This is a genomic window from Vibrio sp. 10N.222.54.E6, from assembly GCF_041473955.1.
Classification (GTDB): Bacteria; Pseudomonadota; Gammaproteobacteria; order Enterobacterales; family Vibrionaceae; genus Vibrio; species Vibrio tasmaniensis_A.
Window position 1 is genome coordinate 182,516 of the sequence record NZ_JBFRTD010000008.1, and the last position, 26,724, is coordinate 209,239.

At 44.4% G+C, this 26,724-nt stretch carries 22 protein-coding genes and 2 tRNA genes; 6 read left to right on the forward strand and 18 right to left on the reverse strand.

From position 1 onward, the window contains the following. Positions 1 to 102 precede the first annotated feature (102 nt). The 3 genes from AB4513_RS03750 (at position 103) to AB4513_RS03760 (ending at position 4,220) form a co-directional block, all read left to right on the forward strand. On the forward strand, positions 103 to 2,142 hold the full coding sequence (locus AB4513_RS03750) for a bifunctional diguanylate cyclase/phosphodiesterase (protein ID WP_009847532.1): 2,040 nt from the start codon (positions 103 to 105) through the stop codon (positions 2,140 to 2,142). A gap of 167 nt (positions 2,143 to 2,309) precedes the next feature. Beyond that, complete coding sequence (locus AB4513_RS03755; protein ID WP_009847533.1) at positions 2,310 to 3,323, forward strand: peptidase U32 family protein; 1,014 nt, start codon at positions 2,310 to 2,312, stop codon at positions 3,321 to 3,323. A gap of 18 nt (positions 3,324 to 3,341) precedes the next feature. Next, a complete protein-coding gene (locus AB4513_RS03760; protein ID WP_009847534.1) occupies positions 3,342 to 4,220 on the forward strand; it encodes a U32 family peptidase in 879 nt (292 codons plus the stop codon). 84 nt (positions 4,221 to 4,304) lie between these two features. On the opposite strand, the gene AB4513_RS03765 is transcribed toward AB4513_RS03760, so the two are convergent. From AB4513_RS03765 to rlmE, 17 genes are all read right to left on the reverse strand, one after another. Then, positions 4,305 to 5,642 carry an MATE family efflux transporter gene (locus AB4513_RS03765; RefSeq protein ID WP_009847535.1) on the reverse strand — a complete coding sequence of 446 codons (1,338 nt, stop codon included), beginning with the start codon at positions 5,640 to 5,642 and terminating at the stop codon, positions 4,305 to 4,307. Positions 5,643 to 5,731: 89 nt separating this feature from the next. Next, the gene (locus AB4513_RS03770) at positions 5,732 to 6,139 is read right to left on the reverse strand and encodes a MarR family winged helix-turn-helix transcriptional regulator (protein ID WP_009847536.1); all 408 of its coding nucleotides are present in this window, start codon (positions 6,137 to 6,139) and stop codon (positions 5,732 to 5,734) included. A 166-nt stretch (positions 6,140 to 6,305) separates the two neighbouring features. After that, positions 6,306 to 7,229, reverse strand: a complete 924-nt coding sequence (gene nlpI, locus AB4513_RS03775; RefSeq protein WP_009847537.1) for a lipoprotein NlpI — start codon at positions 7,227 to 7,229, stop codon at positions 6,306 to 6,308. A 124-nt stretch (positions 7,230 to 7,353) separates the two neighbouring features. Beyond that, positions 7,354 to 9,474: a polyribonucleotide nucleotidyltransferase gene (gene pnp, locus AB4513_RS03780; protein WP_009847538.1), complete on the reverse strand. Its 2,121-nt coding sequence runs from the start codon at positions 9,472 to 9,474 to the stop codon at positions 7,354 to 7,356. Between the two features lie 360 nt (positions 9,475 to 9,834). Beyond that, on the reverse strand, positions 9,835 to 10,104 hold the full coding sequence (gene rpsO, locus AB4513_RS03785; RefSeq protein WP_004734493.1) for a 30S ribosomal protein S15: 270 nt from the start codon (positions 10,102 to 10,104) through the stop codon (positions 9,835 to 9,837). A gap of 218 nt (positions 10,105 to 10,322) precedes the next feature. Next, complete coding sequence (gene truB, locus AB4513_RS03790) at positions 10,323 to 11,276, reverse strand: tRNA pseudouridine(55) synthase TruB (protein WP_009847539.1); 954 nt, start codon at positions 11,274 to 11,276, stop codon at positions 10,323 to 10,325. Continuing rightward, positions 11,276 to 11,689, reverse strand: a complete 414-nt coding sequence (gene rbfA / locus AB4513_RS03795; protein WP_009847540.1) for a 30S ribosome-binding factor RbfA — start codon at positions 11,687 to 11,689, stop codon at positions 11,276 to 11,278. The genes truB and rbfA overlap by 1 nt, the downstream gene beginning before the upstream one ends. 135 nt (positions 11,690 to 11,824) lie before the next feature. Then, on the reverse strand, positions 11,825 to 14,515 hold the full coding sequence (infB, locus tag AB4513_RS03800; protein WP_009847541.1) for a translation initiation factor IF-2: 2,691 nt from the start codon (positions 14,513 to 14,515) through the stop codon (positions 11,825 to 11,827). Between the two features lie 22 nt (positions 14,516 to 14,537). After that, positions 14,538 to 16,025, reverse strand: a complete 1,488-nt coding sequence (gene nusA / locus AB4513_RS03805; protein ID WP_009847542.1) for a transcription termination factor NusA — start codon at positions 16,023 to 16,025, stop codon at positions 14,538 to 14,540. 35 nt (positions 16,026 to 16,060) lie between these two features. Further along, positions 16,061 to 16,516: a ribosome maturation factor RimP gene (rimP, locus tag AB4513_RS03810; protein ID WP_004734501.1), complete on the reverse strand. Its 456-nt coding sequence runs from the start codon at positions 16,514 to 16,516 to the stop codon at positions 16,061 to 16,063. 237 nt (positions 16,517 to 16,753) lie between these two features. Further along, positions 16,754 to 16,830, reverse strand: a tRNA-Met gene (locus AB4513_RS03815). A gap of 53 nt (positions 16,831 to 16,883) precedes the next feature. After that, positions 16,884 to 16,968 (reverse strand) — tRNA-Leu (locus AB4513_RS03820). A 16-nt stretch (positions 16,969 to 16,984) separates the two neighbouring features. Then, positions 16,985 to 17,317 carry a preprotein translocase subunit SecG gene (secG, locus tag AB4513_RS03825; protein ID WP_009847546.1) on the reverse strand — a complete coding sequence of 111 codons (333 nt, stop codon included), beginning with the start codon at positions 17,315 to 17,317 and terminating at the stop codon, positions 16,985 to 16,987. A 278-nt stretch (positions 17,318 to 17,595) separates the two neighbouring features. Continuing rightward, positions 17,596 to 18,936, reverse strand: a complete 1,341-nt coding sequence (glmM, locus tag AB4513_RS03830) for a phosphoglucosamine mutase (RefSeq protein WP_009847545.1) — start codon at positions 18,934 to 18,936, stop codon at positions 17,596 to 17,598. A 21-nt stretch (positions 18,937 to 18,957) separates the two neighbouring features. Beyond that, on the reverse strand, positions 18,958 to 19,788 hold the full coding sequence (gene folP / locus AB4513_RS03835; RefSeq protein ID WP_009847544.1) for a dihydropteroate synthase: 831 nt from the start codon (positions 19,786 to 19,788) through the stop codon (positions 18,958 to 18,960). Positions 19,789 to 19,877: 89 nt separating this feature from the next. Next, positions 19,878 to 21,836 carry an ATP-dependent zinc metalloprotease FtsH gene (ftsH, locus tag AB4513_RS03840; protein ID WP_102257748.1) on the reverse strand — a complete coding sequence of 653 codons (1,959 nt, stop codon included), beginning with the start codon at positions 21,834 to 21,836 and terminating at the stop codon, positions 19,878 to 19,880. Positions 21,837 to 21,943: 107 nt separating this feature from the next. Beyond that, positions 21,944 to 22,573 carry a 23S rRNA (uridine(2552)-2'-O)-methyltransferase RlmE gene (gene rlmE, locus AB4513_RS03845; RefSeq protein ID WP_009847548.1) on the reverse strand — a complete coding sequence of 210 codons (630 nt, stop codon included), beginning with the start codon at positions 22,571 to 22,573 and terminating at the stop codon, positions 21,944 to 21,946. A gap of 114 nt (positions 22,574 to 22,687) precedes the next feature. Between rlmE and yhbY the strand changes: the two genes are divergently transcribed. Further along, a complete protein-coding gene (yhbY, locus tag AB4513_RS03850) occupies positions 22,688 to 22,984 on the forward strand; it encodes a ribosome assembly RNA-binding protein YhbY (protein ID WP_004734509.1) in 297 nt (98 codons plus the stop codon). Between the two features lie 124 nt (positions 22,985 to 23,108). Here the strand turns inward: yhbY and greA are convergent, their stop codons facing one another. Beyond that, positions 23,109 to 23,582, reverse strand: a complete 474-nt coding sequence (greA, locus tag AB4513_RS03855) for a transcription elongation factor GreA (protein WP_009847549.1) — start codon at positions 23,580 to 23,582, stop codon at positions 23,109 to 23,111. Between the two features lie 515 nt (positions 23,583 to 24,097). Between greA and AB4513_RS03860 the strand changes: the two genes are divergently transcribed. Then, complete coding sequence (locus AB4513_RS03860; protein ID WP_009847550.1) at positions 24,098 to 25,144, forward strand: porin; 1,047 nt, start codon at positions 24,098 to 24,100, stop codon at positions 25,142 to 25,144. Between the two features lie 112 nt (positions 25,145 to 25,256). Beyond that, entirely contained in the window at positions 25,257 to 26,690 is a 1,434-nt protein-coding gene (dacB, locus tag AB4513_RS03865; protein ID WP_009847551.1) for a serine-type D-Ala-D-Ala carboxypeptidase, read from the forward strand. The last annotated feature ends 34 nt before the right edge of the window (positions 26,691 to 26,724 follow it).

Sequence of the window (26,724 nt, forward strand, 5' to 3'; positions counted from 1 at the left end):
CGAATCGCTGCACTCACAAGTAAACATCGATAGCTGAACAAAAAGCAATCAATGTTTATCGATAGTGAATATTCAAGCTCTTGGAGAATTGGTAGTACTTTGATGCCTCCCCAGCAACTACAACATTGGTTTACACAGCTTACTGCAAACAGCCCGTTCTTTTTTGCGGTACTTGATGCTCAACATAACTATTTTATGGTGAATGAGCGTTACTGTGATATTGCTGGTTTAAGTAAAACAGAGCTTGTAGGCATGAATGACCGCCAAACCTTGGGCGAGCAATTCTATCAACACCTAAAGCCTTACTATGAGCGTGCATTCAATGGCGAAACGATTGAGGCCGAAATCACCCTAAACGAAACGGCTTTAGACACTAGCCTTCATTTCAGCCTATCTCCGCTTACCAATGGTAAAAAGACTGAATACATCATCTTTCACGCCTTCGATACATCTGAAAACCAAGTACTTGTCCGTTCTTTAGAAGAGTCTGAAGCGAAATTCCACAAGCTATCTCACCTGCTCCCAGACGGATTGCTATTAGTTGAAAACGACTACATTCTGTCTTCGAACCCTGCAGCTGCGCGCTTACTTGGTTTTAACTCCACCACAGAATTGATTGGCGAAGAGTTAGGCCGATTATTTATCGATGAACAAACCAAAACAGTCTTTAATAATGACCTCAGCTCCATTATTTCTGAGTCTGGCTTGGTTTGTTTAACGGGTGCTCGATGTGGCTTTGAACGTAAAGTTCAGTTAAATATCGACTCGACGGTCATTCTTGGAAGCAGTACCCAACTCGTACTTATTCAAGACGCTCAAGAAACAACAAAACAATACACCCCCGCTAACAGTGAAGATGCCTACATCGATACACTGACTAAGCTCTACAACCGACTTGGGTTTACCAAAAGCCTTGAGCAGTTCATTCACAACAAGACCCCTGTTGTGATGCTCTACTTAGACATCGATAACTTCAAAAATATCAATGACTCACTTGGCCACCACATCGGTGATAAAGTGATTAAAGAGGTCGCATCTCGCTTAAAACGACAACTGCCTCGTCAAGCTATTATTGGCCATTTAGGCGGTGATGAATTTGGTATTATTCTACCTGAGCCTGAACACCCACGAACACCTGAAATACTCTCTGAAAAGATCATATCTCTGATCAACCAACCCTTCGATCTCCACCATTTTAGCAAGCGTTTAGCCTGCTCGATTGGTAGTGTGAGCTTTCCTCACGATGGCAGTGACGCACGTATCTTGCTACAGAATGCTGACACCGCAATGTATGAAGCTAAGGATCGTGGACGCAACCGCCTGATCAAGTTCAACGAACAGATGAACAAAGAAGCGCGAATGCGACTGTGGCTTGAGATAGAACTGCAAAAAGCACTGCAACAGAACGGGCTTGAGGTTTGGTACCAACCAAAAGTAAATGCGCGTGACTTCACCATTAACGGAGCAGAAGCTCTGGTACGTTGGAAACACCCCGTAGAAGGTTATATTAGCCCTGCCGCATTTATTCCTGTAGCGGAACGAGCTGGCCTTATTGAACAACTTGGTCGTGTGGTAATGCGCGAAGTATTTGCCACGGTGAAACGTTGGAAGATGCAAGGTATTTTACCTGGTCGCGTCGCGATCAACCTTTCACCAGAGCAGTTTGGTAATCCAAAATTGATTGATTTCATGGAGAAGTTGCTGCGTTCTACTGAGCTAGATCCAAGTGCGATTACCTTTGAGCTTACAGAAAGTGCCGTAATGAGTGATAGTGAGCACACGCTTCAAATGCTGAACGCGATTAAGAGACTTGGCTTTGCGTTATCCATCGATGACTTTGGTACGGGTTACTCTTCTCTATCTTACCTTGCTCGCTTTCCGATTGATGAGCTTAAAATTGACCGGGCTTTTATCTCAGATATCGATACCTTACCAAAGCAAATTACCGTAATTGAAAACATCATCAACCTTGGGAAATCTCTCGATTTAACCGTGGTTGCAGAGGGTGTCGAAACCAGTGAGCAAGCAACCCTGCTGTCTAACCTCAACTGTGGTTCAATTCAAGGTTTCCACTTCTATCGCCCTCAACCAAAACAAGAGGTTGAAGAACTGTTCGCCCAAAACCGTCGTCACAAGAATTAATTAAACACGCCCTCCAACACCAAGCTAAAGCGTAAATTCGCCATTCGTCAGTACCTCAAATGGGGTAAAAGCAGATTTATCCATCTAAACCTGCCTTACATCAATTCCGTCATTCATAATTCTTCATAAAATACTCGCTTCAATTTTATTCTATTGGTAGTGAGCAAATGGAACTCTTATGCCCAGCGGGTAACTTACCTGCTTTGAAAACCGCTATTGATTGCGGTGCGGATGCTGTCTATATCGGATTCAAAGACGATACGAATGCCCGACACTTCGCAGGACTTAACTTTGCGGGTAAAAAGCTCGATCGTGCTGTGCAGTATGTGCATGACCGCAACAAGAAAATTCACGTTGCCTTAAATACTTTTGCTCACCCAAACGGCTTCGAACGCTGGACTAACGCTGTAGATAACGCCGCCGCACTAGGCGTTGATGCGCTGATCATCGCTGACATTGCGGTGCTCGAGTACGCTGCAAATAAATATCCAGAACTAGAGCTGCACTTATCAGTACAAGCATCTGCGACCAATGCAGCCGCTATCGACTTCTATCATAAAAATTTCAACGTTAAGCGTGTGGTATTGCCGCGCGTATTGTCGATCCATCAGGTCAAACAGCTTTCTCGTAACATCACTTCTGACGTTGACCTCGAAGTATTCGCTTTTGGTAGCTTATGTATCATGGCAGAAGGCCGTTGCTACCTCTCTTCATACATGACGGGTGAATCGCCAAATACGGTTGGGGCATGTTCTCCAGCAAAATACGTTCGCTGGCAAGAAACGGATGGCGGACTTGAATCTCGCTTGAACGAAATCCTTATCGACAAGTATGAAGCAGGTGAGAACGCAGGTTACCCAACGCTATGTAAAGGCCGATTTGAAGCAGAAGTAGATGGTGAGCGAAAGCGTTATCACGCACTTGAAGAGCCAACTAGCCTTAACACACTATCTATGTTGCCTGAGCTTTTCGCCGCGAATGTTGCTTCTGTGAAGATTGAAGGTCGCCAACGTAGCCCTGCTTATGTCGAGCAAGTCACTCGCACTTGGCGCGCAGCCATCGATCGCTACTTAGCGAACCCTGAACAATACCAAGTGGAACAAGCTTGGAATGCGACACTGGCGAATGTATCTGAAGGTACACAAACCACGCTTGGCGCTTACCACCGTAAATGGCAATAGAGCCAAATGGAGAACTCAATGAAATACGCATTAGGCCCTCTACTTTATTTTTGGCCAAAACAAGATGTTGAAAGCTTCTATGAGCAAGCAAAATCAAGCTCTGCCGACATCATCTACCTCGGTGAAGCGGTGTGCTCAAAGCGCCGTGAGATGAAAGCAAAACACTGGATGGACATAGCAAAAGAGCTGTCTGATTCAGGTAAGCAAGTGGTACTTTCAACCATGGCATTGCTAGAAGCCCCAAGCGAAGTCAACATCATGAAGAAGTACATTGATAACGGTGACTTCGCCATTGAAGCCAATGATGTATCTGCGATTCAACTGGCAAGTGAAAGTAAGGTGCCTTTTGTTGTTGGCCCTGCGGTGAACACCTACAATGCACGCACTCTGAACCTGTTCTTGAAACAAGGTATGACGCGTTGGTGTATGCCCGTTGAGCTTTCTCGCGAGTGGCTAAGCAACGTAATGAAACAGTGCGAAGAGCTTAATATTCGTAATAAGTTCGAAGTAGAAGTGTTTAGCCATGGCTACTTACCTCTTGCTTACTCTGCACGTTGCTTTACAGCCCGAGCAGAGAACAAAGCCAAAGACGATTGCGAAACCTGCTGCATCAAATACCCAACAGGTCTACAGGTCGAAAGCCAAGAAGGCCAATCGGTATTTAACCTTAATGGTATCCAGACGCAATCAGGTTACTGCTACAACCTAGTCAATGATCTACCGAGCATGCATGACTTGGTCGATGTCGTTCGCCTGAGTCCATTGGGTATCGACACTTTCTCTGAAATCAATAACTTCAGAGCGAACGAGCAAGGTCAAAAACCAATGAAGATTGAAAGCCGCCAGTGCAATGGCTACTGGCATCAGCTTGCGGGTTTAGACGTTAAAAACATCTAGTTTCTAGAGTTAAACCCATCAGCCACAGAGACAAAAAGGTCTAGCATTCGCTAGACCTTTTTAATTCTACTTAAGAAATACGACCTATGCCGCCGCTGTATTCATCGGTGAGACATCGAGCTTCTTTACATCTTTGTAGAGCATCACCATCACCACCACGCTTAGCGCAATATTAGACAGTGGGTACGCAACCCAGATCCCCGGCACACCGTACAACTTAGGCATAATGTACAAGAAAGGTAACTGGATAAGCATATTACCTAGCATGACAAACATCGCTTTACTGCCTTTGTTGACCGCCTGATAGTAAGCACCCGCTACCACTAAGAAGCCATCAAGCGCCAGTGCAAACATGTGCAATCGAATACCCAACACGGTGTACTCAACTAGCTGAGGTTCATCTGAGTTAAAGACTGACACAAACTCTCGTGGGAACGCGTTCAGAAGCAGCACGAACGCCACACCAATCAATACCGAACTCATCATCGCAATCTTAAGTAGCTTACGGATATTCGCTTGGTTACGCGCACCATGGTTATAACTCACCAATGGTTGCATGCCGTTGGCGATACCTTCAGCCGTGAGATAATAAACCGTCACTATGTAGCCCAAAATCGCGTAAGCACCAATCATCAACTGGTCGCCATATTGAGAGAACAACGCATTGTGCAGCGCAACCATCATCGAACCGTAAGCGTACATAAAGAAGCTTGATGTACCAATGGCAAAGATTTGTGGAATCACATCAAGCTTCAGTCTCAGTTCATTCCAACGCAAGCGCAGGTTTGCTCGACGTGAGAAGAAGTAAGCTAACCCCAAACCTGTTACTACAAACTGAGCAATCGCGGTTGCCAATGCAGCACCCTTCAACTCCCAACCAAGCTGAGCAATAAACAGATAATCCAGAGCTATATTGATCACCGCACCGACAATCATCAGTATGGTGGCCAAGTTCGGGCTGTCATCGTTACGCAGTAAAAACGGCATCGCGATCGAACCTAGCGTGAAGACACTCGCGCCAATCAGAATGTGTAAGTATTGTAGGCCAAGTTCATACACTCTCCCTTCTGCGCCCTGCCAAAGCAAGAAGTTATCAGCAAACAAAAACAGCAATGCAGAAACAATAGGTGTTATCGCCAACAACAAGGTTAAACCTGTTGCTAAGATCTCCTTAGCGCCTTGAGTATCTTTTTCACCTTGGCGAATCGAGACAAGCGCACCTGTACCTACACCCACCAACATACCAATACCGAGAATCGAACCAATCACAGGCCACGCAACATTGATACCTGCAAGTCCATCAGCCCCCACATAGCGGCCAATGAAGATGCCATCCACCACTTGGTAAAGGCCATTAACCAACATGGCAGCCACAGTAGGGATTGTGTATCGCCAAAACTGACGACTAATTGAGTTACTCATTTCTTACTCTACTTTCATCTGTGAGTCGCATATCAACAAGATATGACTCGAAAAATTAGTTAACAAGGCTAACTAAATATCTAAATTATTTACTTCAAAGCTTTATTTAATAATAGGTTTAGCTGCTGAGACTCTTGCTCAGACAAACGACTTTCCAATATCTGTGCCATGACCTGATAGATCTTACTTTCTTCTTCTAAGCCGACTTCAGCTTTGCTGGTCAATACGACCAACTTAGACCTCGCATCTTCGAGCGAAGCTTTACGCTCAACAAGCCCCTTTCTCTCTAGTCTCTGAACCATAGTGGTTGCTGAAGGCTTGGTCACCTGCATCTCAATCGCAAGATCAGTCAATCGAATCGGTTCAGGAGAAGATTGAATGACCTTCAAATAGTCATACTCATTGAAGCTCAATTGGCAAATAGGATCTTCATTTACCTGAGTTCGCCATATCTTAGAGGCGAAGCGCTCAATCTTTTCTAAATTCTGGTTCAGCATACTCACCTAATCAAGAATGGCATTTAGTTAGCAAGGCTAACTATTTTAGTGTTGTTTAAATAAAAAGCAATCAAAAACGAGCCCCCCCCCCCACCACCTGTTTATAAAAAAGGAACATAAAAAAACCGCTGACAGGCAGCGGTTCTTCGGAATCAAAATATATCGTTTACTTTGTGTCGGCTTTTTCTTCGGCCTCAGCCAACTTAACTTTTGCTAAGTGCTCGGCTTTAAGAGTAGTAAATATACGGCTTAGCTCTAAGAAAGAGTAACGATGCTCTACATATTCATACACATTGAAAGACACTGACAACTTGTACAGAGAGATCGCATTCGCGTAGTCCCCATTCATGTGGTAACGCTTAGCAAGGTAGAAATATGTCTCAGTTAGGCGCTGCGCAAGTAACGTGTTGTCACGAGTACCGGTCAAGATGGCCTTAAAAGCCTGCTCTTCAGTAATGTCATCAAGCATAATCGCGACTAATACCCAACCCCACTGCTCATCACGGCTCTCGTAACGTTTTTGCAAATCAAGCTTGGCTTGCTCTGGCGTGAGTTCGTGCTGAATGATATACAACCAAAGCGCACGGAATGGATCACTTGGGTCATCGGTATAATGCTTCGTCATCTCTTCATTGGCTAAATCATAACGTTCGCCGTAGTAGAGTGCGATAGAGCGGTTTCTTTCTGCGTAAGAGTTTGCAGGATCAAGCTCTAACGTAGAATCAAAAGATTCATAAGCCGCATCAAACTCCCCTACCTGCGTAAAGTAAACCCCCAAAAGGTTGAAGATATCAGGTTGAGCAGGGTTCAATGAAAGAGATTGGTTGAAGTCGAGACGTGCTAGATCACGCAGGCCAACACTATCGTAGTAGTTACCACGTTCAAACAGCATCTTAGATCGAACTTCATCATTCAAGTCCGGGCGCTGTAATAATTGACTAAGACGTGCAATTTGAACCTCTTGCTGAACGCTTGGTTGCAGCGGTACAGCCATTGGTGGATAAACCCAACGTGAGGTGTTATCTGATGTTGTCGCACAACCTGTCAGTACAAGCAGTAAACACATACTCGCGGTTTGAAACCATTTCACAAATAATTACTCCTGTTATGACCGCAATAAAAAAGGGGAGCGATATGCTCCCCTTTATAACATGCTTTTTTACCAATGGGTTAGAAATCACTAAAAAGCGATAGTCCCATTAATAGGCTAAGAATTACTCAGCAGCAGGTGCTTCGCCTTCAGCTGGCGTTTCAACTGCTTCTTTCATGCTTAGACGTACACGGCCTTGACGGTCAATTTCAAGAACCTTAACTGGTACTTCTTGACCTTCAGTTAGGTAGTCAGACACTTTCTCAACGCGCTTATCAGCGATTTGAGAGATGTGTACTAGACCATCTTTACCTGGAAGGATAGTAACGAATGCACCGAAGTCAGCTAGACGAGCAACTTTACCTTGGTAAATGCGGCCAACTTCAACTTCAGCAGTGATCTCTTCGATACGACGGATAGCTTCTTTAGCAGCTGCGCCTTCAGTAGCAGCAATCTTGATTGTGCCATCGTCTTCGATTTCGATTGTAGTACCCGTTTCTTCACAAAGAGCACGGATAACTGCGCCGCCTTTACCGATAACATCTTTGATCTTATCAGAGCTGATTTTCATTGTGTGGATACGTGGAGCGAATTCAGAGATATCTTCACGAGCACCAGAGATAGCTTCATCCATTACAGAAAGGATGTGCTTACGTGCACCTTGCGCTTGGTTAAGAGCAATTTGCATGATCTCTTTAGTGATACCTTCGATCTTGATGTCCATTTGAAGTGCAGTGATACCAGCGTTAGTACCTGCTACTTTAAAGTCCATATCACCTAGGTGATCTTCGTCGCCAAGGATGTCAGAAAGAACAACGAAATCGTCGCCTTCTTTAACAAGACCCATTGCGATACCCGCAACAGAAGCTTTGATTGGAACACCAGCATCCATAAGTGCTAGAGATGTACCACATACAGAAGCCATTGAAGAAGAACCGTTAGATTCTGTGATTTCCGATACAACACGAACTGTGTATGGGAATTCGTCAACAGAAGGCATTACTGCTTGGATACCACGTTTAGCAAGCTTACCGTGACCAATTTCACGACGCTTAGGAGAACCAACGAAACCAGTCTCACCTACACAGTATGGAGGGAAGTTGTAGTGTAGAAGGAAGTTGTCTTTCTTCTCACCCATTAGGCTGTCGATGATTTGTGCATCACGTTGTGTACCAAGCGTTGCAGTAACAAGTGCTTGAGTTTCACCACGAGTGAATAGAGAAGAACCGTGTGTACGTGGAAGAACACCAGTACGTACGTCTAGCGCACGAACCATGTCTTTTTCACGGCCATCAATACGTGGGTTGCCAGCAATGATGCGGCTACGTACTACGTTTTTCTCTAGAGAACCAAGCATGCCGCGGATTTCGCGCTCATCTAGGTTTTCGTCTTGTGCAATTAGAGCTTCAACAGTGTCGTTCTTGATTGCGCCAACTTGCTCGTAACGAGCCATTTTCTCAGTGATCTGGTACGCGTCAGATAGACGTGTTTCAGCTTGCTCAGCAACTTTAGCTTTAAGCTCAGTGTTAACTGCTGGCGCTTCCCAGTTCCAAGATGGAGTTGCAACTTCAGCAGCAAACTCGTTGATTGCTTTGATTACAACTTGTTGTTGGTCGTGACCGTAAACAACAGCTGAAAGCATTTCTTCTTCAGATAAGTTATCTGCTTCAGATTCAACCATAAGTACTGCGCCTTCTGTACCAGACACAACTAGGTCTAGTTTAGAGTTTTCAAGCTCAGTATTTGATGGGTTAAGAACAAGTTCGCCGTCGATGTGACCAACACGTGCAGCACCGATAGGACCATTGAATGGAGCACCAGAGATAGCAAGTGCAGCAGACGTTGCGATCATAGTGATCATGTCTGGGTTTACGTCAGGGTTGATAGAAACAACCGTAGCGATAACTTGAACTTCGTTTTTAAACGCACTTGGGAAAAGTGGACGAATTGGACGGTCAATCAGACGAGCTGTTAGTGTTTCGCCTTCAGATGGACGACCTTCGCGCTTGAAGAAACCACCAGGGATTTTACCCGCAGCGTATGTACGCTCTTGGTAGTTAACTGTTAGAGGGAAGAAATCTTGACCCGCAACAGCTTCTTTTTTAGCAACAACAGAAACGAATACTGATGTATCGTCCATAGTCGCCATTACAGCAGCAGTAGCTTGACGTGCCATTACGCCCGTTTCTAGAGTAACGGTGTGGTTACCGTACTGGAATGACTTTACAACTGGTTTTTCAAACATTGTATATCCTTCATCTGAAAATCTCTTTTCAGAATAAGTGAATGAATGCTCAGCAATAACTAATCGCGACTAGTAAAAAAAGACGAGAAGTTCAATCAGACTAAACATCTGCTTTTAATAGTCGCGACCTATTGGCCGACATCTGTGACTGTTATTGTTGAGCTAATTAGGGTGCGAAATAATCAAACAATTATTCGCGTGCGAGAGTATAAACTATTTTCTTGGTAAGAGACATTTTCACGATTAAAAATCAGGTTAACCGCACAGAGAACCTTCATTTTTAACATTAAAAATATAACAGGCACAAAAAAAGGAGCATAAATGCTCCTTTTCTTCAAACTGTCTTTGCAGACATCGCTATTAGCGACGTAGGCCTAGACGCTTGATTAGGTCTTGGTAACGAGTAAGGTTTTTGCCTTTCAAGTAATCAAGAAGCTTACGACGGCTAGAAACCATACGTAATAGACCACGACGGCTGTGGTGATCGTGTTTGTGCGCTTTGAAGTGACCTTGTAGGTGGTTGATAGAAGCAGTAAGTAGTGCTACTTGTACTTCTGGTGAACCTGTGTCGCCTTCAGATTGTGCGTATTCTGCAACGATTGCTGCTTTAGTTTCTGCATTCAGAGACATAAATCTCTCCTGATAAGAGTAAGTTTATATTTGTAGCAGCCAATCTCTGATTCAGCCGCTACGCGAGTCGAGGATTATAGGGAAGTTTACGAGTTGGTGCAATAACAATCGAACTGATGAAAAACGAAAAAAGCGAACCATTAAAATTAAGGGCTCGCTTTCTATATTATTGATTCGCTTTTCCAGGCTAAGCGCCAATACCTAACTAGGTTTCAGCGTTATGGTTGTGGCTCTTCATCTCTGAAAACAACCAAACGCTTCGGTGCAACTCGGCCATCTTCAGCAATCTGAGCAACACCAACAAACAGTTTCTCTTCACCACTTGTCATGCGAACCGTACCTTCAGTTGGCGCACCAGAAACCTGAACGGGCATACCGTGCTGAACTAGGTCAGTCAGTTCCGCGTTTAAGTTAACTTCTGGTAAGTCTTCAACGGCTGTGTCCATTGGCATTAATAGTGGATCAAGCAGTTCTTTGGGTGCAATTTCTTGCGCCTGCGCTTGCTCTAGGATCTCGTTCAACTGCTCCAAAGTCACCATACGATCGTACGGATACTTAGCAACACCAGTACGGCGAAGCATGGTCACGTGGGCACCACAACCTAGCATTTCACCAAGATCGTCGGTAATTGTGCGGATGTAAGTGCCTTTTGAACAATGCACTTCCATCTCAACTTCATCACCTTCAAAGCGAAGCAGTTCAATAGAGTAAACAGTGATTTTACGAGATTCACGAGGCACCTCGATACCTGCACGTGCGTATTCATACAAAGGCTTACCTTGATACTTCAATGCTGAGAACATTGACGGAATCTGGTCGGTTTCCCCTTTGAAGCTTGCAATGCAGCGTTCAAGTTGCTCTTGAGTCACGTTAACATCTCGTGTCTCTACCACTTCACCATCAGAGTCAGAAGTATTGGTACGCTCACCAAGCTTAGCGATTACTACGTAGCGCTTGTCAGAATCTAATAGAAACTGAGAAAACTTCGTTGCTTCACCAAGACAAATTGGCAGCATGCCAGTCGCAAGAGGATCAAGAGCACCGGTGTGCCCTGCCTTCTCTGCAAAGTAAATACGTTTTACTTTTTGCAGTGCATCATTAGACGAAATGCCCGTTGGCTTATCTAACAGAATTACCCCGTTGATAGGGCGACCTTTACGACGGCGAGCCATTACTCTTCGCCCTTAGACTGAGTTTCGTCAGTTCGGCCAGACTCTTCTTGCTTACGCTTATCGTCGTTTAAAACTTCACTTACTAAGTTAGACATACGCATGCCTTCTACTAGTGTGTTGTCGTAAGTAAAACGCACTTCAGGCGTTAGACGGTGACGAATACGCTTACCAAGAGCCATACGAACTGGCACTTCATGCTCTTTAAGAGCAGCAAGACATGATTCAGGTGTTTGCTCACCGATACATAGGAAAGTAACGAACACTTTTGCGTAAGCAAGGTCACGAGACACTTCTACGTCTGAGATAGTTACCATACCGATACGTGAGTCACGAACTTCACGTTGTAGGATAAGCGCAAGCTCCTTTTGAAGCTGCTGAGACACACGTTGTGTGCGGCTAAATTCTTTTGACATTTTCTTTTCTCACTTAGAAAGATGGGGGGCTTGGTAATTACCAGCCCCCCATGGTGTATTCAACAACCGATTACCTTATTACCTTTATTAGTAATGTTAGTAACCTTAGTCAATATGTCGAGTCGTACAGACTGATTAGTCTAGAGTACGTTTAACCTCAACGATTTCGAATACTTCGATCTGGTCACCAACGCGAACGTCATTGTAGTTCTTAACGCCAACACCACACTCGTAACCATTCTTAACTTCTTGAACGTCATCTTTAAAGCGACGAAGTGACTCTAGTTCACCTTCGTAGATAACAACGTTTTCACGAAGTACACGGATTGGGTTGCTACGCTTAATCGTACCTTCAGTAACGATACAACCAGCGATTGCACCAAGTTTAGGCGACTTAAATACGTCACGAACTTGTGCAAGACCAATGATTTCTTGACGGAATTCAGGAGCAAGCATACCGCCCATTGCCTGTTTAACTTCGTCAATCAGTTGGTAGATGATTGAGTAGTAACGTAGATCTAGGTTTTCGTTCTGAACTGTATTACGCGCAGTTGCGTCAGCACGAACGTTGAAACCAAGGATGATAGCGTTAGAAGCTGCAGCAAGCGTTGCGTCAGTTTCAGTAATACCACCAACACCAGAACCTACGATGTTCACTTTAACTTCGTCAGTTGACAGTTTCAGTAGAGAGTCAGCAATCGCTTCTACAGAACCTTGAACGTCAGCTTTAAGTACAACGTTAAGTTCAGCAACTTCGCCTGCCGTCATGTTCGCGAACATGTTCTCTAGTTTCGCTTTTTGTTGGCGAGCTAGTTTAACATCACGGAATTTACCTTGACGGTAGTTTGCAACTTCACGCGCTTTACGCTCATCACGTACAACAGTCGCTTCATCACCTGAAGCAGGAACGCCAGAAAGACCTAGAATTTCTACAGGGATAGATGGACCTGCAGTTTCGATGTCTTTACCGTTTTCATCACGCATTGCACGAACACGGCCGTACTCTTGACCACAAAGAACGATATCGCCTTTGTTTAGAGTACCAGACTGAACTAGTACTGTTGCAACTGGACCACGACCTTTATCAAGGCGAGATTCAACAACAACACCAGATGCCATGCCTTCTTTAACCGCTGTAAGTTCAAGAACTTCAGACTGAAGAAGGATAGACTCTAGAAGACCATCAATGTTTGTACCCTGTTTTGCAGAGATGTGAACGAAGATGTTCTCACCGCCCCATTCTTCAGGAATAACGTCGTATTGAGCTAGCTCATTCTTAACGTTGTCTGGGTTTGCACCCTCTTTGTCGATCTTGTTCACAGCAACAATCAGAGGAACGCCTGCCGCTTTCGCGTGCTGGATTGCTTCGATTGTTTGTGGCATTACGCCATCGTCTGCAGCAACAACAAGTACAACGATATCTGTCGCTTGAGCACCACGAGCACGCATAGCAGTAAAGGCCGCGTGTCCAGGAGTATCAAGGAACGTGATCATGCCGTTGTCAGTATCTACGTGGTAAGCACCAATGTGCTGCGTGATACCGCCAGCTTCGCCAGAAGCAACGTGTGCTTTACGAATGTAGTCAAGTGTTGAAGTTTTACCGTGGTCAACGTGACCCATGATAGTAACAACAGGAGCACGACCTTCAGCGATAGCATCGCTATCACGGTCAGCTAGTACTGCTTCTTCAAGTTCGTTTTCTTTACGTAGGATTACCTTGTGACCCATTTCTTCAGCAACAAGTTGTGCTGTTTCTTGGTCGATCACTTGGTTGATAGTCGCCATAGCGCCCATCTTCATCATTACTTTGATAACTTCAGTTGCTTTAACTGACATTTTGCTAGCCAGTTCAGAAACAACGATAGTTTCGCCGATAGCAACGTCAGATTTTGCAACAGTCGCTGACTTATCGAAGCCTTGCTGCATTGAAGTTGGTTTAGCAAGCTTACCTTTACCGCCACGACCACGTTGGTTACGACCACCACGGTTATTGCCAGGTTGAGTTGCTGGAGCTGGTTTCTTCTTGCGACGACGAGGTGCTTTCTCATCTTTTTTGTCTGCCGCATCTTCAGCTTCACGAGCGTAAGTAGAAGTCGTCACATGGTAATCCGCAGATTTCTCTTGCTCTTTCTTCTTCTTCTCTTCTTCAGACCAACGTTCTTGGTTCTCTTCTGCTAACTTACGAGCTTCTTCAACAAGCTTAGCTGCTTCAGCTTCGGCTTTACGAGTTGCTTCTTGCTCTTGACGAGCTTTAAGTTCATCCGCTTCTTTTTTCGCTTGTGCGTTAGCGTCTGCATTTTTTGAATTCATGTCTTTTTTAGCCTTTTCAGCTTGTGCGCGTTGAGCCTTCTCTTCAGCTTCACGTTTTGCATCCGCTTCACGTGTTACTTTTGCTTCGGCTTCGCGCTGTGCTTTCTCTGCAGCATCACGTTTCGCTTGCTCTTCAGCATCGCGTTGTGCTTTCTCTTCCGCTTCACGATTAGCTACTTCCTCAGCTTCACGTTTCGCTTCATCTTCAATAGTGCTGCGCTTCACGTAAGTACGCTTTTTACGTACCTCAACTTGAACATCCTTACTCTTACCGCCTCCAGCGGCAACACTTAGCGTGCTGCGGGTCTTGCGTTGAAGAGTTAAACGAGTCGGTTCTGTTTCACCAGAAGTATCGCCGTGCTCCTTTTTAAGGTGCGTTAGCAATGTTTGCTTCTCTGAATCAGTCACTTGGTCCGACCCTGCTTTCTTCATGCCTGCATCAGCAAGTTGTTCAATTAAGCGGTCAACTGGCGTACCAATCTCTTCACTCAGTGCTTTAACTGTTAATTGTGTCATACCGCTCTCTCTCCTTGCTGAATTATTCTTCGTCGCCGAACCAACAGATGTTACGCGCAGCCATAATTAGCTCGCCTGCACGCTCTGCAGTTAGGTCTTCGATGCCTTCTAGTTCATCAACGCCTTGGTCAGCTAGGTCTTCCAATGTCGCAACGCCTTTTGCTGCTAGCTTGTAAGCCATTTCACGCTCAAGACCTTCAAGTGCAAGTAGGTCTTCAGCTGGCTCAACACCATCGAAAGTTTCTTCTTTCGCTAGCGCTAGAGTTGTCAGTGCGTCTTTCGCGCGGTTACGCAATTCTTCAACGATACCTTCATCTAGACCATCTACTTCAAGAAGCTCGTTCACAGGAACGTAGGCTACTTCTTCAAGCGTAGAGAAGCCTTCTTCAACAAGCATTTGAGCAAAGTCTTCTTCGATATCTAGGTGCTTCATGAAGTTTTCAATAGAAGCAACTGCTTCTTCTTGGTGCTTCTTCTCTAGATCAGCAACAGTCATTACGTTCAGTTCCCAACCAGTAAGTTGAGACGCTAGACGTACATTTTGACCGCTACGACCGATAGCTTGCGCTAGATTGTCAGCTTCAACCGCGATGTCCATTGAGTGCGTATCTTCATCAACGATGATAGAAGCAACATCAGCAGGAGCCATTGCATTGATAACGAATTGCGCCGGGTTATCATCCCAAAGCACGATATCGATACGCTCACCGCCAAGGTCGTTAGATACAGCTTGTACACGTGCGCCACGCATACCAACACACGCACCAACAGGGTCAATACGTTTGTCGTTTGTTTTAACGGCGATTTTAGCACGAGAACCAGCGTCACGTGCAGCACCTTTAAGTTCAATTAGCTCTTCACCAATCTCAGGCACTTCAACACGGAATAGTTCAGCTAGCATTTCTGGCTTAGAACGAGTAACAAAAAGCTGGAAACCACGAGCTTCTGGCTTAACTGCGTATAGAAGACCACGAACACGGTCACCTGGACGGAAGTTTTCACGAGGAAGTTGGTCATCACGAAGGATTACCGCTTCAGCATTGTTACCTAGATCTAGAATCACTGTGTCACGGTTAACTTTCTTAACTGCGCCAGTGACTAGCTCGCCTTCGTTATCAATAAACTGTTCAACGATTTGAGCGCGTTCAGCTTCACGTACTTTCTGTACGATAACTTGCTTAGCTGTTTGAGTCGTAATACGGTCAAACGTTACTGATTCGATATCATCTTCGATGAAACCGCCAAGTTCGATCTCTGGATCATCGTACTTTGCAGCTTCAATAGAGATTTCTTTTGTTGGGAATTCAACTTCCTCAACAGCTTCCCAACGGCGGAAAGTTTCGAAATTACCCGTTTTACGGTCAATCTCAACACGAACTTCGATTTCTAGTTCGCTTTTCTTTTTTGTTGCCGTTGCAAGCGCGATTTCAAGCGCTTCAAAAATACGCTCACGAGGAACTGCTTTCTCATTAGAAACAGCTTCTACTACCGCCAAAATTTCTTTGTTCATTAATCTAGCCTCTTAAGCTCTTCTCTCTAGGAGAACTAAAATTTAGGGATCAGGTTAGCTTTCGCAATATTGCTCAGGACGAATTCTTCTTCTTGTCCTTCAACCAATACTTTCACTGTCTCGCCTTCGATAGATTGGATATCACCTTTCCATTTACGACGGTTGCCGACAGCCATTTTCAAAACGATGCTTACCTCGTGACCAATAAATTGTTGGTAATGCTCAGCTTTGAACAGTGGTCTCTCTAAACCTGGTGAAGACACTTCAAGGTTATAAGCCACTGAAATTGGATCTTCAACGTCCATTACGGCACTTACTTGGTGACTAACTTCAGAGCAATCATCTACATTGATACCATTTGGTGAATCGATGTAAATGCGTAGCGTTGAGTGCTCACCAGCACGAATAAATTCTAATCCAACTAACTCATAACCTGATGCTGCTACTGGAGCGTCAAGCATTTCAGTAAGTTGTCTTTCTAAACCAGTCATTTAACCACTCCAGAAACAAAAAAAGGGCTCAAAGCCCAATTTAAATTCCAAGCAAACATTATCATCTAAATGCATTTATAAATGCTTAGATAACAAAAAACCCCGTATAAGCCGGGGTTTTTGTTGCTGGACCCTTATATGTTAAGTGTCATCATATTTGATATCACACTTAACTCACAGTGAGGTTCACACTGTGCAAACTTGCTACCAATACAAGCTATATAATAGCATTGAAATTGGTTGCGGGAGCCGGATTTGAACCGACGACCTTCGGGTTATGAGCCCGACGAGCTACCAAACTGCTCCATCCCGCGTCCGACTTGTGAGCATTATACGCCCAACAAGATGTTTTACAAGTTTGTAAACATGGTGCCGAGAGAGGGACTCGAACCCTCACACCCTAAGGCACTAGCACCTCATGCTAGCGTGTCTACCAATTTCACCATCTCGGCATCAAATCTTTACAGATTATTGTGGAATTTCGTCGCCTTGCGCCGGAACTTCACTCACTGCATCTTCAGCTTGTTGAATCACCTGACCTTGAGTCGGGTCAATCCACTGTGACTCAGTTTTATGTGTAGACATATTACCAAGCACTAAGCTAAGGATAAAAAATGTAGTTGCAAAAATTGCAGTCATTCGGGTAAGGAAATTTCCTGAGCCACCAGCACCAAACACAGTGTTTGAAGCGCCAGCACCGAAAGAGGCTCCCATATCTGCGCCTTTACCTTGTTGAATCAACACTAGGCCAATTACACCAAGCGCTGCCAACAGGTAAATCACAAGTAGAACTGTAAACATTTTTCCACCTATGTTCCTAATTGTTGAGCCAGCGCCGTTCAAAAAACTATTTTTAAGAACAAGGCTAGCGACCTCCTAACTGAAGGCCGAGCAATACTAGCGAATGCGACGATGACTGACAAGGGGAATTTACTAAAAAATAAGCCTTTACCAAGCAAGTGGTCAAAAAAAGGGCAAAAGGGACACAAAACTCATTTGCGTCCCTTTTTAATCATCACATAACTAAAACCCGGCCCCCACAAGTGAGACCGACTTCGCCTGTTACGGCAAACGTTTTATTAGCAATTCGCTTTTACTGCATCAGCAATTTTCAGTGCAGAACTCTGAACAAGTTCAGCATCTTCACCTTCGACCATTACGCGCAGTAGTGGCTCAGTACCCGATTTGCGTAATAGCACACGACCTTTCTCACCGAGTTCCGTCTCGACTTCAATAACAGCCGCTTTCACAGCCTCTGCTTCTAGTGGGTTTGAATCACCACTGAAACGAACATTTTCTAGAACTTGAGGGTATAACGTCATACCTTGAGAAAGCTCATTCAGTGTCATTTCACTATCGACAACTGAGGCCAATACTTGCAGAGCAGCGACGATAGCATCACCTGTCGTCACTTTATCTAATAGGATAACGTGCCCCGAGTTCTCAGCACCGATCTTCCAGCCTTTAGCTAGAAGTTGTTCCATAACATAACGGTCACCAACAGCAGCACGTACAAATGGAATACCTAATTGCTTAAGGCCATTTTCCATCCCAAGGTTGGTCATTAGTGTACCAACAACTCCGCCTTTCAACTCACCACGGCGCAGTGCATCGCGAGCAATAATGTAAGCGATTTGGTCACCATCAACTTTATTGCCTAGCTCGTCAACCATGATGATACGATCACCATCACCATCAAAGCCAAGACCTAACGCCGCTTTTTCTTCAACGACTTTAGCTTGCAGAGCGCGTACATCAGTCGCACCTACTTCATGGTTGATGTTGGTGCCATTTGGCTCCACACCAATCGCAACAACCTCAGCACCCAGCTCTTTAAATACAGCCGGCGCAATGTGGTAAGTCGCACCATGCGCGCAATCCACCACAATTTTCATACCAGCTAGCGTCATTTTGTGTGGGAATGTACTTTTACAAAATTCAATATAACGGCCTGCTGCATCATTTAGGCGCACCGCTTTACCTAATTCAGAAGATTCAACGCACTCGATATCTTTGTCTAGCTCAGCTTCGATGGCGAGTTCAATCTCATCCGACAATTTAGTACCTTCAGACGAGAAGAACTTGATGCCGTTGTCATAGAAGGGGTTGTGCGATGCAGAGATAACAATCCCCGCTTCAGCACGGAAAGTTTGTGTTAGGTAGGCAACAGCCGGTGTCGGCATTGGCCCCGTAAACGTAGCTTGAAGACCAGCAGCAGCTAAGCCAGCTTCTAAAGCAGACTCAAGCATGTAGCCAGAAATACGAGTATCTTTACCAATGATCACTTTCTTTGTGCCCTGCTTTGCAAGAACACGACCAGCAGCCCAGCCAAGCTTCAAAACAAAATCAGGTGTGATTGGGTACTGGCCCACTTTTCCACGTACACCATCTGTGCCGAAGTAACGTCTTTTATCAGACATATTGATTTTCCTTAATTATGATTAGTGATTGTTATTCATCACTTCGATTATCTTCATCGCTTCCAATGTATCTTCAACATCGTGAACGCGAATAATTTGTGCACCTTTCATTGCTGCGATTGTTGCGCAAGTAACGCTAGCGACCATGCAGTCAGCTGGGACTTTGTCTAGTAGCTTAAAGATCATCGATTTTCTCGACATCCCCGCTAAGACAGGCAAACCAAGCGTATGAAACTTTTCAAGGTGCGCTAATAAATGGTAATTGTGTTCGATGGTTTTACCAAAACCAAAACCAGGGTCAAGAATCAGCTGCTCTTTTGATATACCGACCGCCTCACAAGCTTCGACCCTTTCTTGTAAAAAGTCTTCGACATCTGTTAGAACATCTTCGTAGCTTGGATTGGCTTGCATGGTTCTTGGCTGACCTTTCATGTGCATCAAGCAAATAGGTACATTAGCCTCTGCGGCCACTTCTAGAGATCCGGGCTCTTGCAGTGCGCGTACATCATTGATCAAATCTGCCCCTGCATCAACAGCCTGGCGCATCACCTCAGCTTTGCTGGTATCAATCGAGATCCAAACATCAAACTTGGCGCGAATCGCTCTAATCGCCGGGATAACTCGAGCTAACTCTTCCTCTAAGGACACCTCTGGAGCACCTGGACGAGTCGACTCACCACCAATATCAATAATGCTAACACCAGCCTGAATCATTCGCTCTGCTTGCAGTAAAGCATTATCTAATGAATTGAATTTTCCGCCATCAGAGAAAGAGTCAGGCGTAACATTGAGGATACCCATCACATGTGGGCGGTCTAAAACGAGCGTTTTATTGTGTGCTTTTAATATCATGGAAGGTGGGTCTTAAAGGTAAAAAATATCTTGGGCTAGAAACAGAAAAACCCTGAGCGTACTCAGGGTTTTAATTTAAAGCTTAGCAATTAAGAATCTTTGTTTTGAGCATCATCTGATTCAGATTTAACTTCTTCAACTGTCGACTCTTCAGCTTTTGGCTCGGCTTCTGATTTAGCTTCAGGTTTAGCTTCTTCCTTTGCAGGTTCTGCTTTCGCCTGATCACCCCAACCAGCAGGCTCACGAATGTCAGTCTTACGCTCCATGAGGTCATCAATCTGACCCGCATCGATCGTTTCGTACTTCATAAGCGCATCTTTCATCGAGTGCATCAAATCCATATTATCTTCTAGAATTTGCTTAGCTCGAGCGTAGTTGCGGTCGATAAGAATGCGAATTTCTTCATCGATAAGTCGAGTTGTATCGTCAGAAACATGTTTCGCCTGGCTCATGCCGCGACCTAGGAAAACTTCGCCTTCTTCTTCAGCATAAAGAAGAGGACCTAGTTTTTCCGAGAAGCCCCACTGCGTTACCATCTTACGAGCAATATCAGTTGCACGCTCGATATCGTTTGACGCACCGGTCGAAACTTTGTCTTTACCGTAGATAAGTTCTTCAGCAAGACGACCACCGTACAAGCTAGAGATCATTGATTCTAGATGCTGGCGAGACATGCTTACGCGGTCTTGCTCAGGTAAGTACATAGTTACACCAAGCGCACGACCACGTGGGATGATTGATACTTTATACACTGGATCGTGTTCAGGTACCAAACGACCAACAATTGCGTGACCTGCTTCGTGGTAAGCCGTTGACTCTTTCACTTCCTCAGACATCACCATTGAACGGCGCTCTGCACCCATCATAATTTTGTCTTTCGCAAGTTCAAACTCAACCATAGATACATTGCGTTTGTTACCACGAGCAGCAAAAAGAGCCGCTTCGTTAACAAGGTTCGCAAGGTCTGCACCAGAGAAACCTGGAGTACCACGAGCAATCAGAGATGGTTCAACATCACCTGACAGTGGCACTTTACGCATGTGTACTTTAAGAATCTGTTCACGACCCCGTACATCAGGTAGACCAACCACAACTTGACGGTCAAAACGACCAGGACGAAGTAATGCAGGGTCTAGTACGTCTGGACGGTTAGTCGCAGCGATAACAATAATACCTTCGTTACCTTCGAAACCATCCATCTCAACCAGCATTTGGTTAAGTGTTTGCTCACGTTCATCGTGACCACCACCAACACCAGCGCCACGTTGACGACCTACCGCATCGATTTCATCGATAAAGATGATACAAGGCGCTGCTTTCTTCGCTTGTTCGAACATGTCACGCACACGAGATGCACCAACACCAACAAACATTTCAACGAAGTCAGAACCAGAGATAGTAAAGAACGGTACTTTCGCTTCACCAGCAATCGCTTTTGCAAGCAATGTCTTACCCGTACCAGGAGGACCTACCAACAGGATACCTGTCGGGATCTTACCACCAAGCTTTTGGAAGCGGCTTGGGTCACGAAGGTAATCCACAAGCTCTTTCACGTCTTCTTTTGCTTCGTCACAACCAGCAACATCAGCAAACATCGTTTTGATTTGTTCTTCGCTCATCATTCGAGCTTTGCTCTTACCAAAAGACATTGCGCCTTTACCGCCGCCGCCGCCTTGCATTTGACGCATGAAGAAAATCCACACACCAATCAGTAAGATCATTGGGAACCATGAAATGAAGATAGTGCCAAGCAGGCTCTGCTCTTCAGGTGGTGTACCCTGAACTTTTACGTTTTGATTAATTAAGTCATCAAGTAGCTTTTGATCATAAACAGGCATGTAAGTTACATACTTAGAGCCACCACCACGACGTGTGAAAGTGATTTCGCTGTTATTGAACTGTGCGTCTTGAATCTGGCCTTGGCCAACTTCCTGTACAAACGTGGTGTAATCTACTGCTCTGCCGTTACTTTCCCCAGGGCCGAAGCTCTGGAATACCGACATCAACACTACCGCGATAACAAGCCACAGAATTAAATTTTTTGCCATGTCACTCAAGGTGTAAGCCTCTCGATAACTAATTGTAATTAAAGGTAGGGTACTACAGTTTGTAACCTGTAGCCATGTTGTTAACTCTCACTCTTGGAAGAGAATCGTTAACCTTTGTAACCAGTTGCTACGATAAACACTTCACGAGAGCGAGCTCGAGAAGAGTCGGGTTTTCTAACTTTGACTGTTTTAAACATCTCACGGACGTCCTTAACATATTGGTCAAACCCTTCGCCTTGGAATACTTTTACAACAAAACTACCATTGGTAGCTAGAACTTGTCGACACATATCCAAAGCTAATTCAACTAAATACATAGCTCTTGGCTGATCCACAGAATTGTTGCCTGCTATATTAGGTGCCATATCAGACATCACGACATCAACCATGTTTGGTTGTATACGTTCCAGCAACGCATCTAGCACAGCTTCTTCGCGGAAATCGCCTTGTAAAAAGCTCACTCCAGCAATCGGATCCATTGGTAACAAGTCACACGCAATGATTTGACCGTTGTCTCCGATAATCTTAGCAGCATATTGAGACCAACCGCCAGGCGCTGCACCCAAATCCACAATGGTCATCCCTGGAGTCAGCAATTTATCTTTCGTTTGAATCTCTTCCATTTTGAAATAAGCACGCGAACGATAGCCTTTTTTTCTGGCTTCATTTGCGTACTTGTCGTCGAAGTGTTCCTTCAACCAACGGCCCGAACTGGCCGAGTGTTTCTGTTTGCTCATTGGATACCTAAATTGGAGGAAAGTACTAATTGCTGAATAAATTATAGTCTTCAGCTTTAGATGGCGTTAAAATAGGTTTTTTCAACCCTAATACTAAATAAAATTGGCCGCGTAATGAACCTAAGTACCAAACAAAAGCAGCATCTAAAGGGCCTAGCTCACAGTTTAAAACCTGTTGTGCTAATGGGCGCAAATGGACTTACTGAAGCTGTTCTAGCGGAAATCGAATTAGCTCTAGACCACCACGAACTGATCAAGATTAAAGTTGCATCAGAAGACCGTGAGACTAAGCAACTGATTATCGATGCAATTGTACGTGAATCTAAAGCTGAGAAAGTACAGACTATCGGTAAAGTTCTAGTACTGTTCCGTCAGTCAGAAGCACGTAAAATCGAGATTCCACGCAAGTAAGCGAGCTTGATATAAGCTAACTTCATTAAAAGAAAGCCACTGCGCTTAGCTTTTAGTGTAGCGTGAGAAACGAAAAAGGTCGCATTAGCGACCTTTTTACTTATCAAAAACAAAGAAAATTCAATTAGATGTATTCTACTTTGTCGATTTCGAAGTCTTTATCACCACCTGGGGTAGAGATCAGTACTTCATCGCCTTCCATCTTACCGATAAGGCCACGTGCAATTGGGGATTTCACAGAAATGCGACCCGTTTTGATATCGGCTTCATCTTCAGAAACGATTTGGTAGCGGAATTCTTCATCCGTATCTACGTCAATCAAAGTCACTGTCGTGCCAAAGATAATCTTACCTGTGTTATCCATCTGCGTTACATCGATGATCTGAGCCAGTGATAGCTTATATTCAATATCTCGAATTTGAGCTTCACAGATACCCTGCTCTTCACGAGCGGCGTGGTATTCAGCATTCTCTTTCAAGTCACCGAGTTCACGAGCTTCACCAATAGCTGCTGAAATAATAGGACGTAGCTTAAGTAGGCGATCTAATTCGTCACGTAGCTGCTGAGCGCCACGTACTGTCATTGGAACCTTTTCCATTTTTTACCTCTATGCCAAAGCTTTCTTTGGCCAACATAAATCCACCCAACATACTTATTGGGTGATAGAAACAAAACGATTTGGCTTAGTGTAAACAAACTTTATGGCTAAATCACCTTTATTCCACTTTGCGTTATAAAAGCTTTATCTAGGTCTAAATTACAGACATCACAAAAATGAATAATAACCTCACCATCAATAAGTTAGCGATGAAATATCTAAAAAAAACAAAAATAAACCAAATAAACACAGATCACACTTTTATAAAAATCATATAAAAACAAATACTTAAACACACGCAAACTCAATAAAACAGTGTTCATAATTTTTATTGATATCATTTTACTACCTGATGGTGGAACTTTAGGGGTAAAAAGTACCCCACGGATTGCTCTGGCAAGTTTCACGCTTTTGTTCTAAGCATGATTATGAAGCTTGATTAATACGAGCAATATACAAAAAGGATTCAAATCCTTGATAAATACCTTTATGGACAGTAATTAGGAATTAATAACATGAACAAGACTATGATCGCGCTTGCTGTATCTGCTGCAGCTCTTGCTACTGGTGCTAACGCTTCAGAACTATACAACCAAGACGGTACTTCTCTAGAAATGGGTGGCCGTGCGGAAGCTCGTCTATCTATGAAAGATGGTAACGCTCAAGACAACTCTCGTATCCGTCTTAACTTCCTAGGTCAAGTTGAAATCCAAGATGGCCTATACGGTGTTGGTTTCTACGAAGGCGAGTTCACAACGGCTGAAAACGGCGCAGGCACTGACAAAAACAGCGACAGCTTAACTAACCGTTACGCTTACGCTGGACTTGGCGGTACATTTGGTGAAGTAACTTACGGTAAAAACGACGGCGCTCTAGGCGTAATCACTGACTTTACCGATATCATGGCTTACCACGGTAACTCTGCAGCAATGAAAATCAATGCTGCTGACCGTGCTGACAACATGCTTTCTTACAAAGGTCAATTCCAAGACCTAAGCGTTAAAGCAAGCTACCGTTTTGCTGACCGTACAGAACTAAAAGCTGACGGTACTCCAGCAGGCGAAGGCGATGCTGTTGCTTCTTACAGCGACAACAGTGCTGATGGTTACTCTCTATCTGGTATCTACGCAATCGGTGAAACTGGTGTTAAACTAGGTGCAGGTTACGCAAGTCAATACTCTGGTAACAACGCACAAGACGAATACATGCTTTCTGGTTCTTACACTATGGGCGACCTATACTTCGCTGGTGTATTTACAGATGGTCAAGTTGCTAAGAACGACGGTGATTACACTGGTTACGAAGTAGCAGCGGCTTACACTCTAGGTCAAACAGTATTCTCATCTACATACAACAACGCTGAAACTAATGGTGAAACGTCTGCTGACAATATCGCTGTTGATGCAACGTACTACTTCAAGCCTAACTTCCGTGGCTATGTATCGTACAACTTCAACCTAATCTCAGCGGGTGACCAGTTCGGTACTGCTGGCGGCAACCTTGCTGCAACTTCAGCACAAGCTGAAGACGAGCTAGCTCTAGGTCTACGTTACGACTTCTAATTCTGATTATCTAATTGATTAATTAGTTAATTGAGAATCAAAACGCCCGCTCTATAGCGGGCGTTTTTTATATCTGTATACTGAAAACATCAGTCATCCAAGAAAACCTTCTATGCGCCTTCTATCCCGCTTACTCCTATGTGGTTTGTCACTGTGTAGCTATTCAATTAGTGCTTTCGAATACCTCCCTCTAGATAAACTGCCCGATGGCAGTAGCACAAGCTTGATACTGAAGTCATTGAGTGATGATTCGAGTGAGTTGAACACCAATAGCGATGGCTTTTACCCTCCCGCCAGTACGTTAAAGCTAGTCACCGCTTTGGCAGCCAAATTGGAGTTAGGAGATAATTTTAACTACACGACCAGCATTGCGCGTTCTAATAAAGATGTCGTGATCGCATTCAGTGGTGACCCTACACTACAAAGAGAGCATCTAAAAAATCTTTTAGATCAATATGCTAAATCGCAATCTAAAACAATCAAGGGCAACTTATACCTCGATAACTCAGCTTTTACTGGCTATCAACGAGCGGTTGGTTGGCCTTGGGACATTTTAGGCGTTTGTTACAGCGCTCCCTCTAGTGCAATGACCTTAGACAGTAACTGCGCACAAGCCTCTATTTATACAAAAGATAACGGTACAACACGCGTATATATCCCAGCTCACTATCCGATAGACGTGACAACCTCAGCAGCCACGGTAACTCGCTCTGGCCAAAAGGCAACGCAATGCGACTTGGAGCTTATTACTACCCCAGATAACACTTACAAGCTCTCTGGTTGCTTAGTTGAACGTAAGAAACCACTGCCGCTCAAGTTCGCGATTCAAAGTCCAGAACTTTACACCTATCAAGTCGTTACATCGATTCTTAAAGAACTGAGAATTGAAGTAAAAGGCAATGTGGTCGTTGGCAAAAAAGCTAAAGCAGGCAAAAGCACGTTAATCGCAAGTCACAGCTCAGAGAAACTTCCCGAACTGATTAATATCATGCTCAAGAAATCAGACAATCTAATAGCAGACAACCTAACCAAAACACTGGGTGCGACATTTTATGTTCAACCGGGCAGCTTTAATAACGGCACTGAAGCGATAAAGCAGATATTACTGACCAAAGCCAATATTGACCTAAGCCAAGCACAGTTGGTCGATGGTTCAGGGCTATCCAGAAATAACCGCATGACCTCGCAAACCATGGCTCAGGTACTTCGTTATATCTGGGAGAACGATAAACAGCTCAACCTGATTGAGGCTATGCCTACATCTGGCACTGATGGCACGCTCAAATACCGTCAAAGCATGAGAAAAGCACCAATCCAAGGCAACATTATTGCCAAAAGTGGTTCTTTGTATGGGAGCTACAACATGGCAGGCTTTGGTTTAGATAAAGCGGGAAAACCGAACTCTCTATTTGTACAGTTTGTCCGTGATTACTTTCCTGACACACCAGATCCAGAAAAACCAGTAGAAGCACCCATCACCCAGTTTGAACGAGCTTTCTACACAGATGTAGTTGAATTCAGTCAAACACAGAGCAAATCTAAGTAATGTTCAACTCTGTTTAAGCTTCTACTTAAGCAAT

Coding starts and splice junctions, on each gene's coding strand:
- yhbY (WP_004734509.1), top strand. CDS start 22,688: ATGAACCTAAGTACCAAACAAAAGCAGCATCTAAAGGGCCTAGCTCAC.
- greA (WP_009847549.1), bottom strand. CDS start 23,582: ATGGAAAAGGTTCCAATGACAGTACGTGGCGCTCAGCAGCTACGTGAC.
- rbfA (WP_009847540.1), bottom strand. CDS start 11,689: ATGTCAAAAGAATTTAGCCGCACACAACGTGTGTCTCAGCAGCTTCAA.
- rimP (WP_004734501.1), bottom strand. CDS start 16,516: ATGACTGGTTTAGAAAGACAACTTACTGAAATGCTTGACGCTCCAGTA.
- pnp (WP_009847538.1), bottom strand. CDS start 9,474: ATGTTTGAAAAACCAGTTGTAAAGTCATTCCAGTACGGTAACCACACC.
- ftsH (WP_102257748.1), bottom strand. CDS start 21,836: ATGGCAAAAAATTTAATTCTGTGGCTTGTTATCGCGGTAGTGTTGATG.
- truB (WP_009847539.1), bottom strand. CDS start 11,276: ATGGCTCGCCGTCGTAAAGGTCGCCCTATCAACGGGGTAATTCTGTTA.
- AB4513_RS03760 (WP_009847534.1), top strand. CDS start 3,342: ATGAAATACGCATTAGGCCCTCTACTTTATTTTTGGCCAAAACAAGAT.
- AB4513_RS03755 (WP_009847533.1), top strand. CDS start 2,310: ATGGAACTCTTATGCCCAGCGGGTAACTTACCTGCTTTGAAAACCGCT.
- secG (WP_009847546.1), bottom strand. CDS start 17,317: ATGTTTACAGTTCTACTTGTGATTTACCTGTTGGCAGCGCTTGGTGTA.
- folP (WP_009847544.1), bottom strand. CDS start 19,788: ATGATATTAAAAGCACACAATAAAACGCTCGTTTTAGACCGCCCACAT.
- glmM (WP_009847545.1), bottom strand. CDS start 18,936: ATGTCTGATAAAAGACGTTACTTCGGCACAGATGGTGTACGTGGAAAA.
- AB4513_RS03750 (WP_009847532.1), top strand. CDS start 103: ATGCCTCCCCAGCAACTACAACATTGGTTTACACAGCTTACTGCAAAC.
- rpsO (WP_004734493.1), bottom strand. CDS start 10,104: ATGTCTCTGAATGCAGAAACTAAAGCAGCAATCGTTGCAGAATACGCA.
- AB4513_RS03770 (WP_009847536.1), bottom strand. CDS start 6,139: ATGCTGAACCAGAATTTAGAAAAGATTGAGCGCTTCGCCTCTAAGATA.
- infB (WP_009847541.1), bottom strand. CDS start 14,515: ATGACACAATTAACAGTTAAAGCACTGAGTGAAGAGATTGGTACGCCA.
- rlmE (WP_009847548.1), bottom strand. CDS start 22,573: ATGAGCAAACAGAAACACTCGGCCAGTTCGGGCCGTTGGTTGAAGGAA.
- AB4513_RS03765 (WP_009847535.1), bottom strand. CDS start 5,642: ATGAGTAACTCAATTAGTCGTCAGTTTTGGCGATACACAATCCCTACT.
- dacB (WP_009847551.1), top strand. CDS start 25,257: ATGCGCCTTCTATCCCGCTTACTCCTATGTGGTTTGTCACTGTGTAGC.
- nusA (WP_009847542.1), bottom strand. CDS start 16,025: ATGAACAAAGAAATTTTGGCGGTAGTAGAAGCTGTTTCTAATGAGAAA.
- AB4513_RS03860 (WP_009847550.1), top strand. CDS start 24,098: ATGAACAAGACTATGATCGCGCTTGCTGTATCTGCTGCAGCTCTTGCT.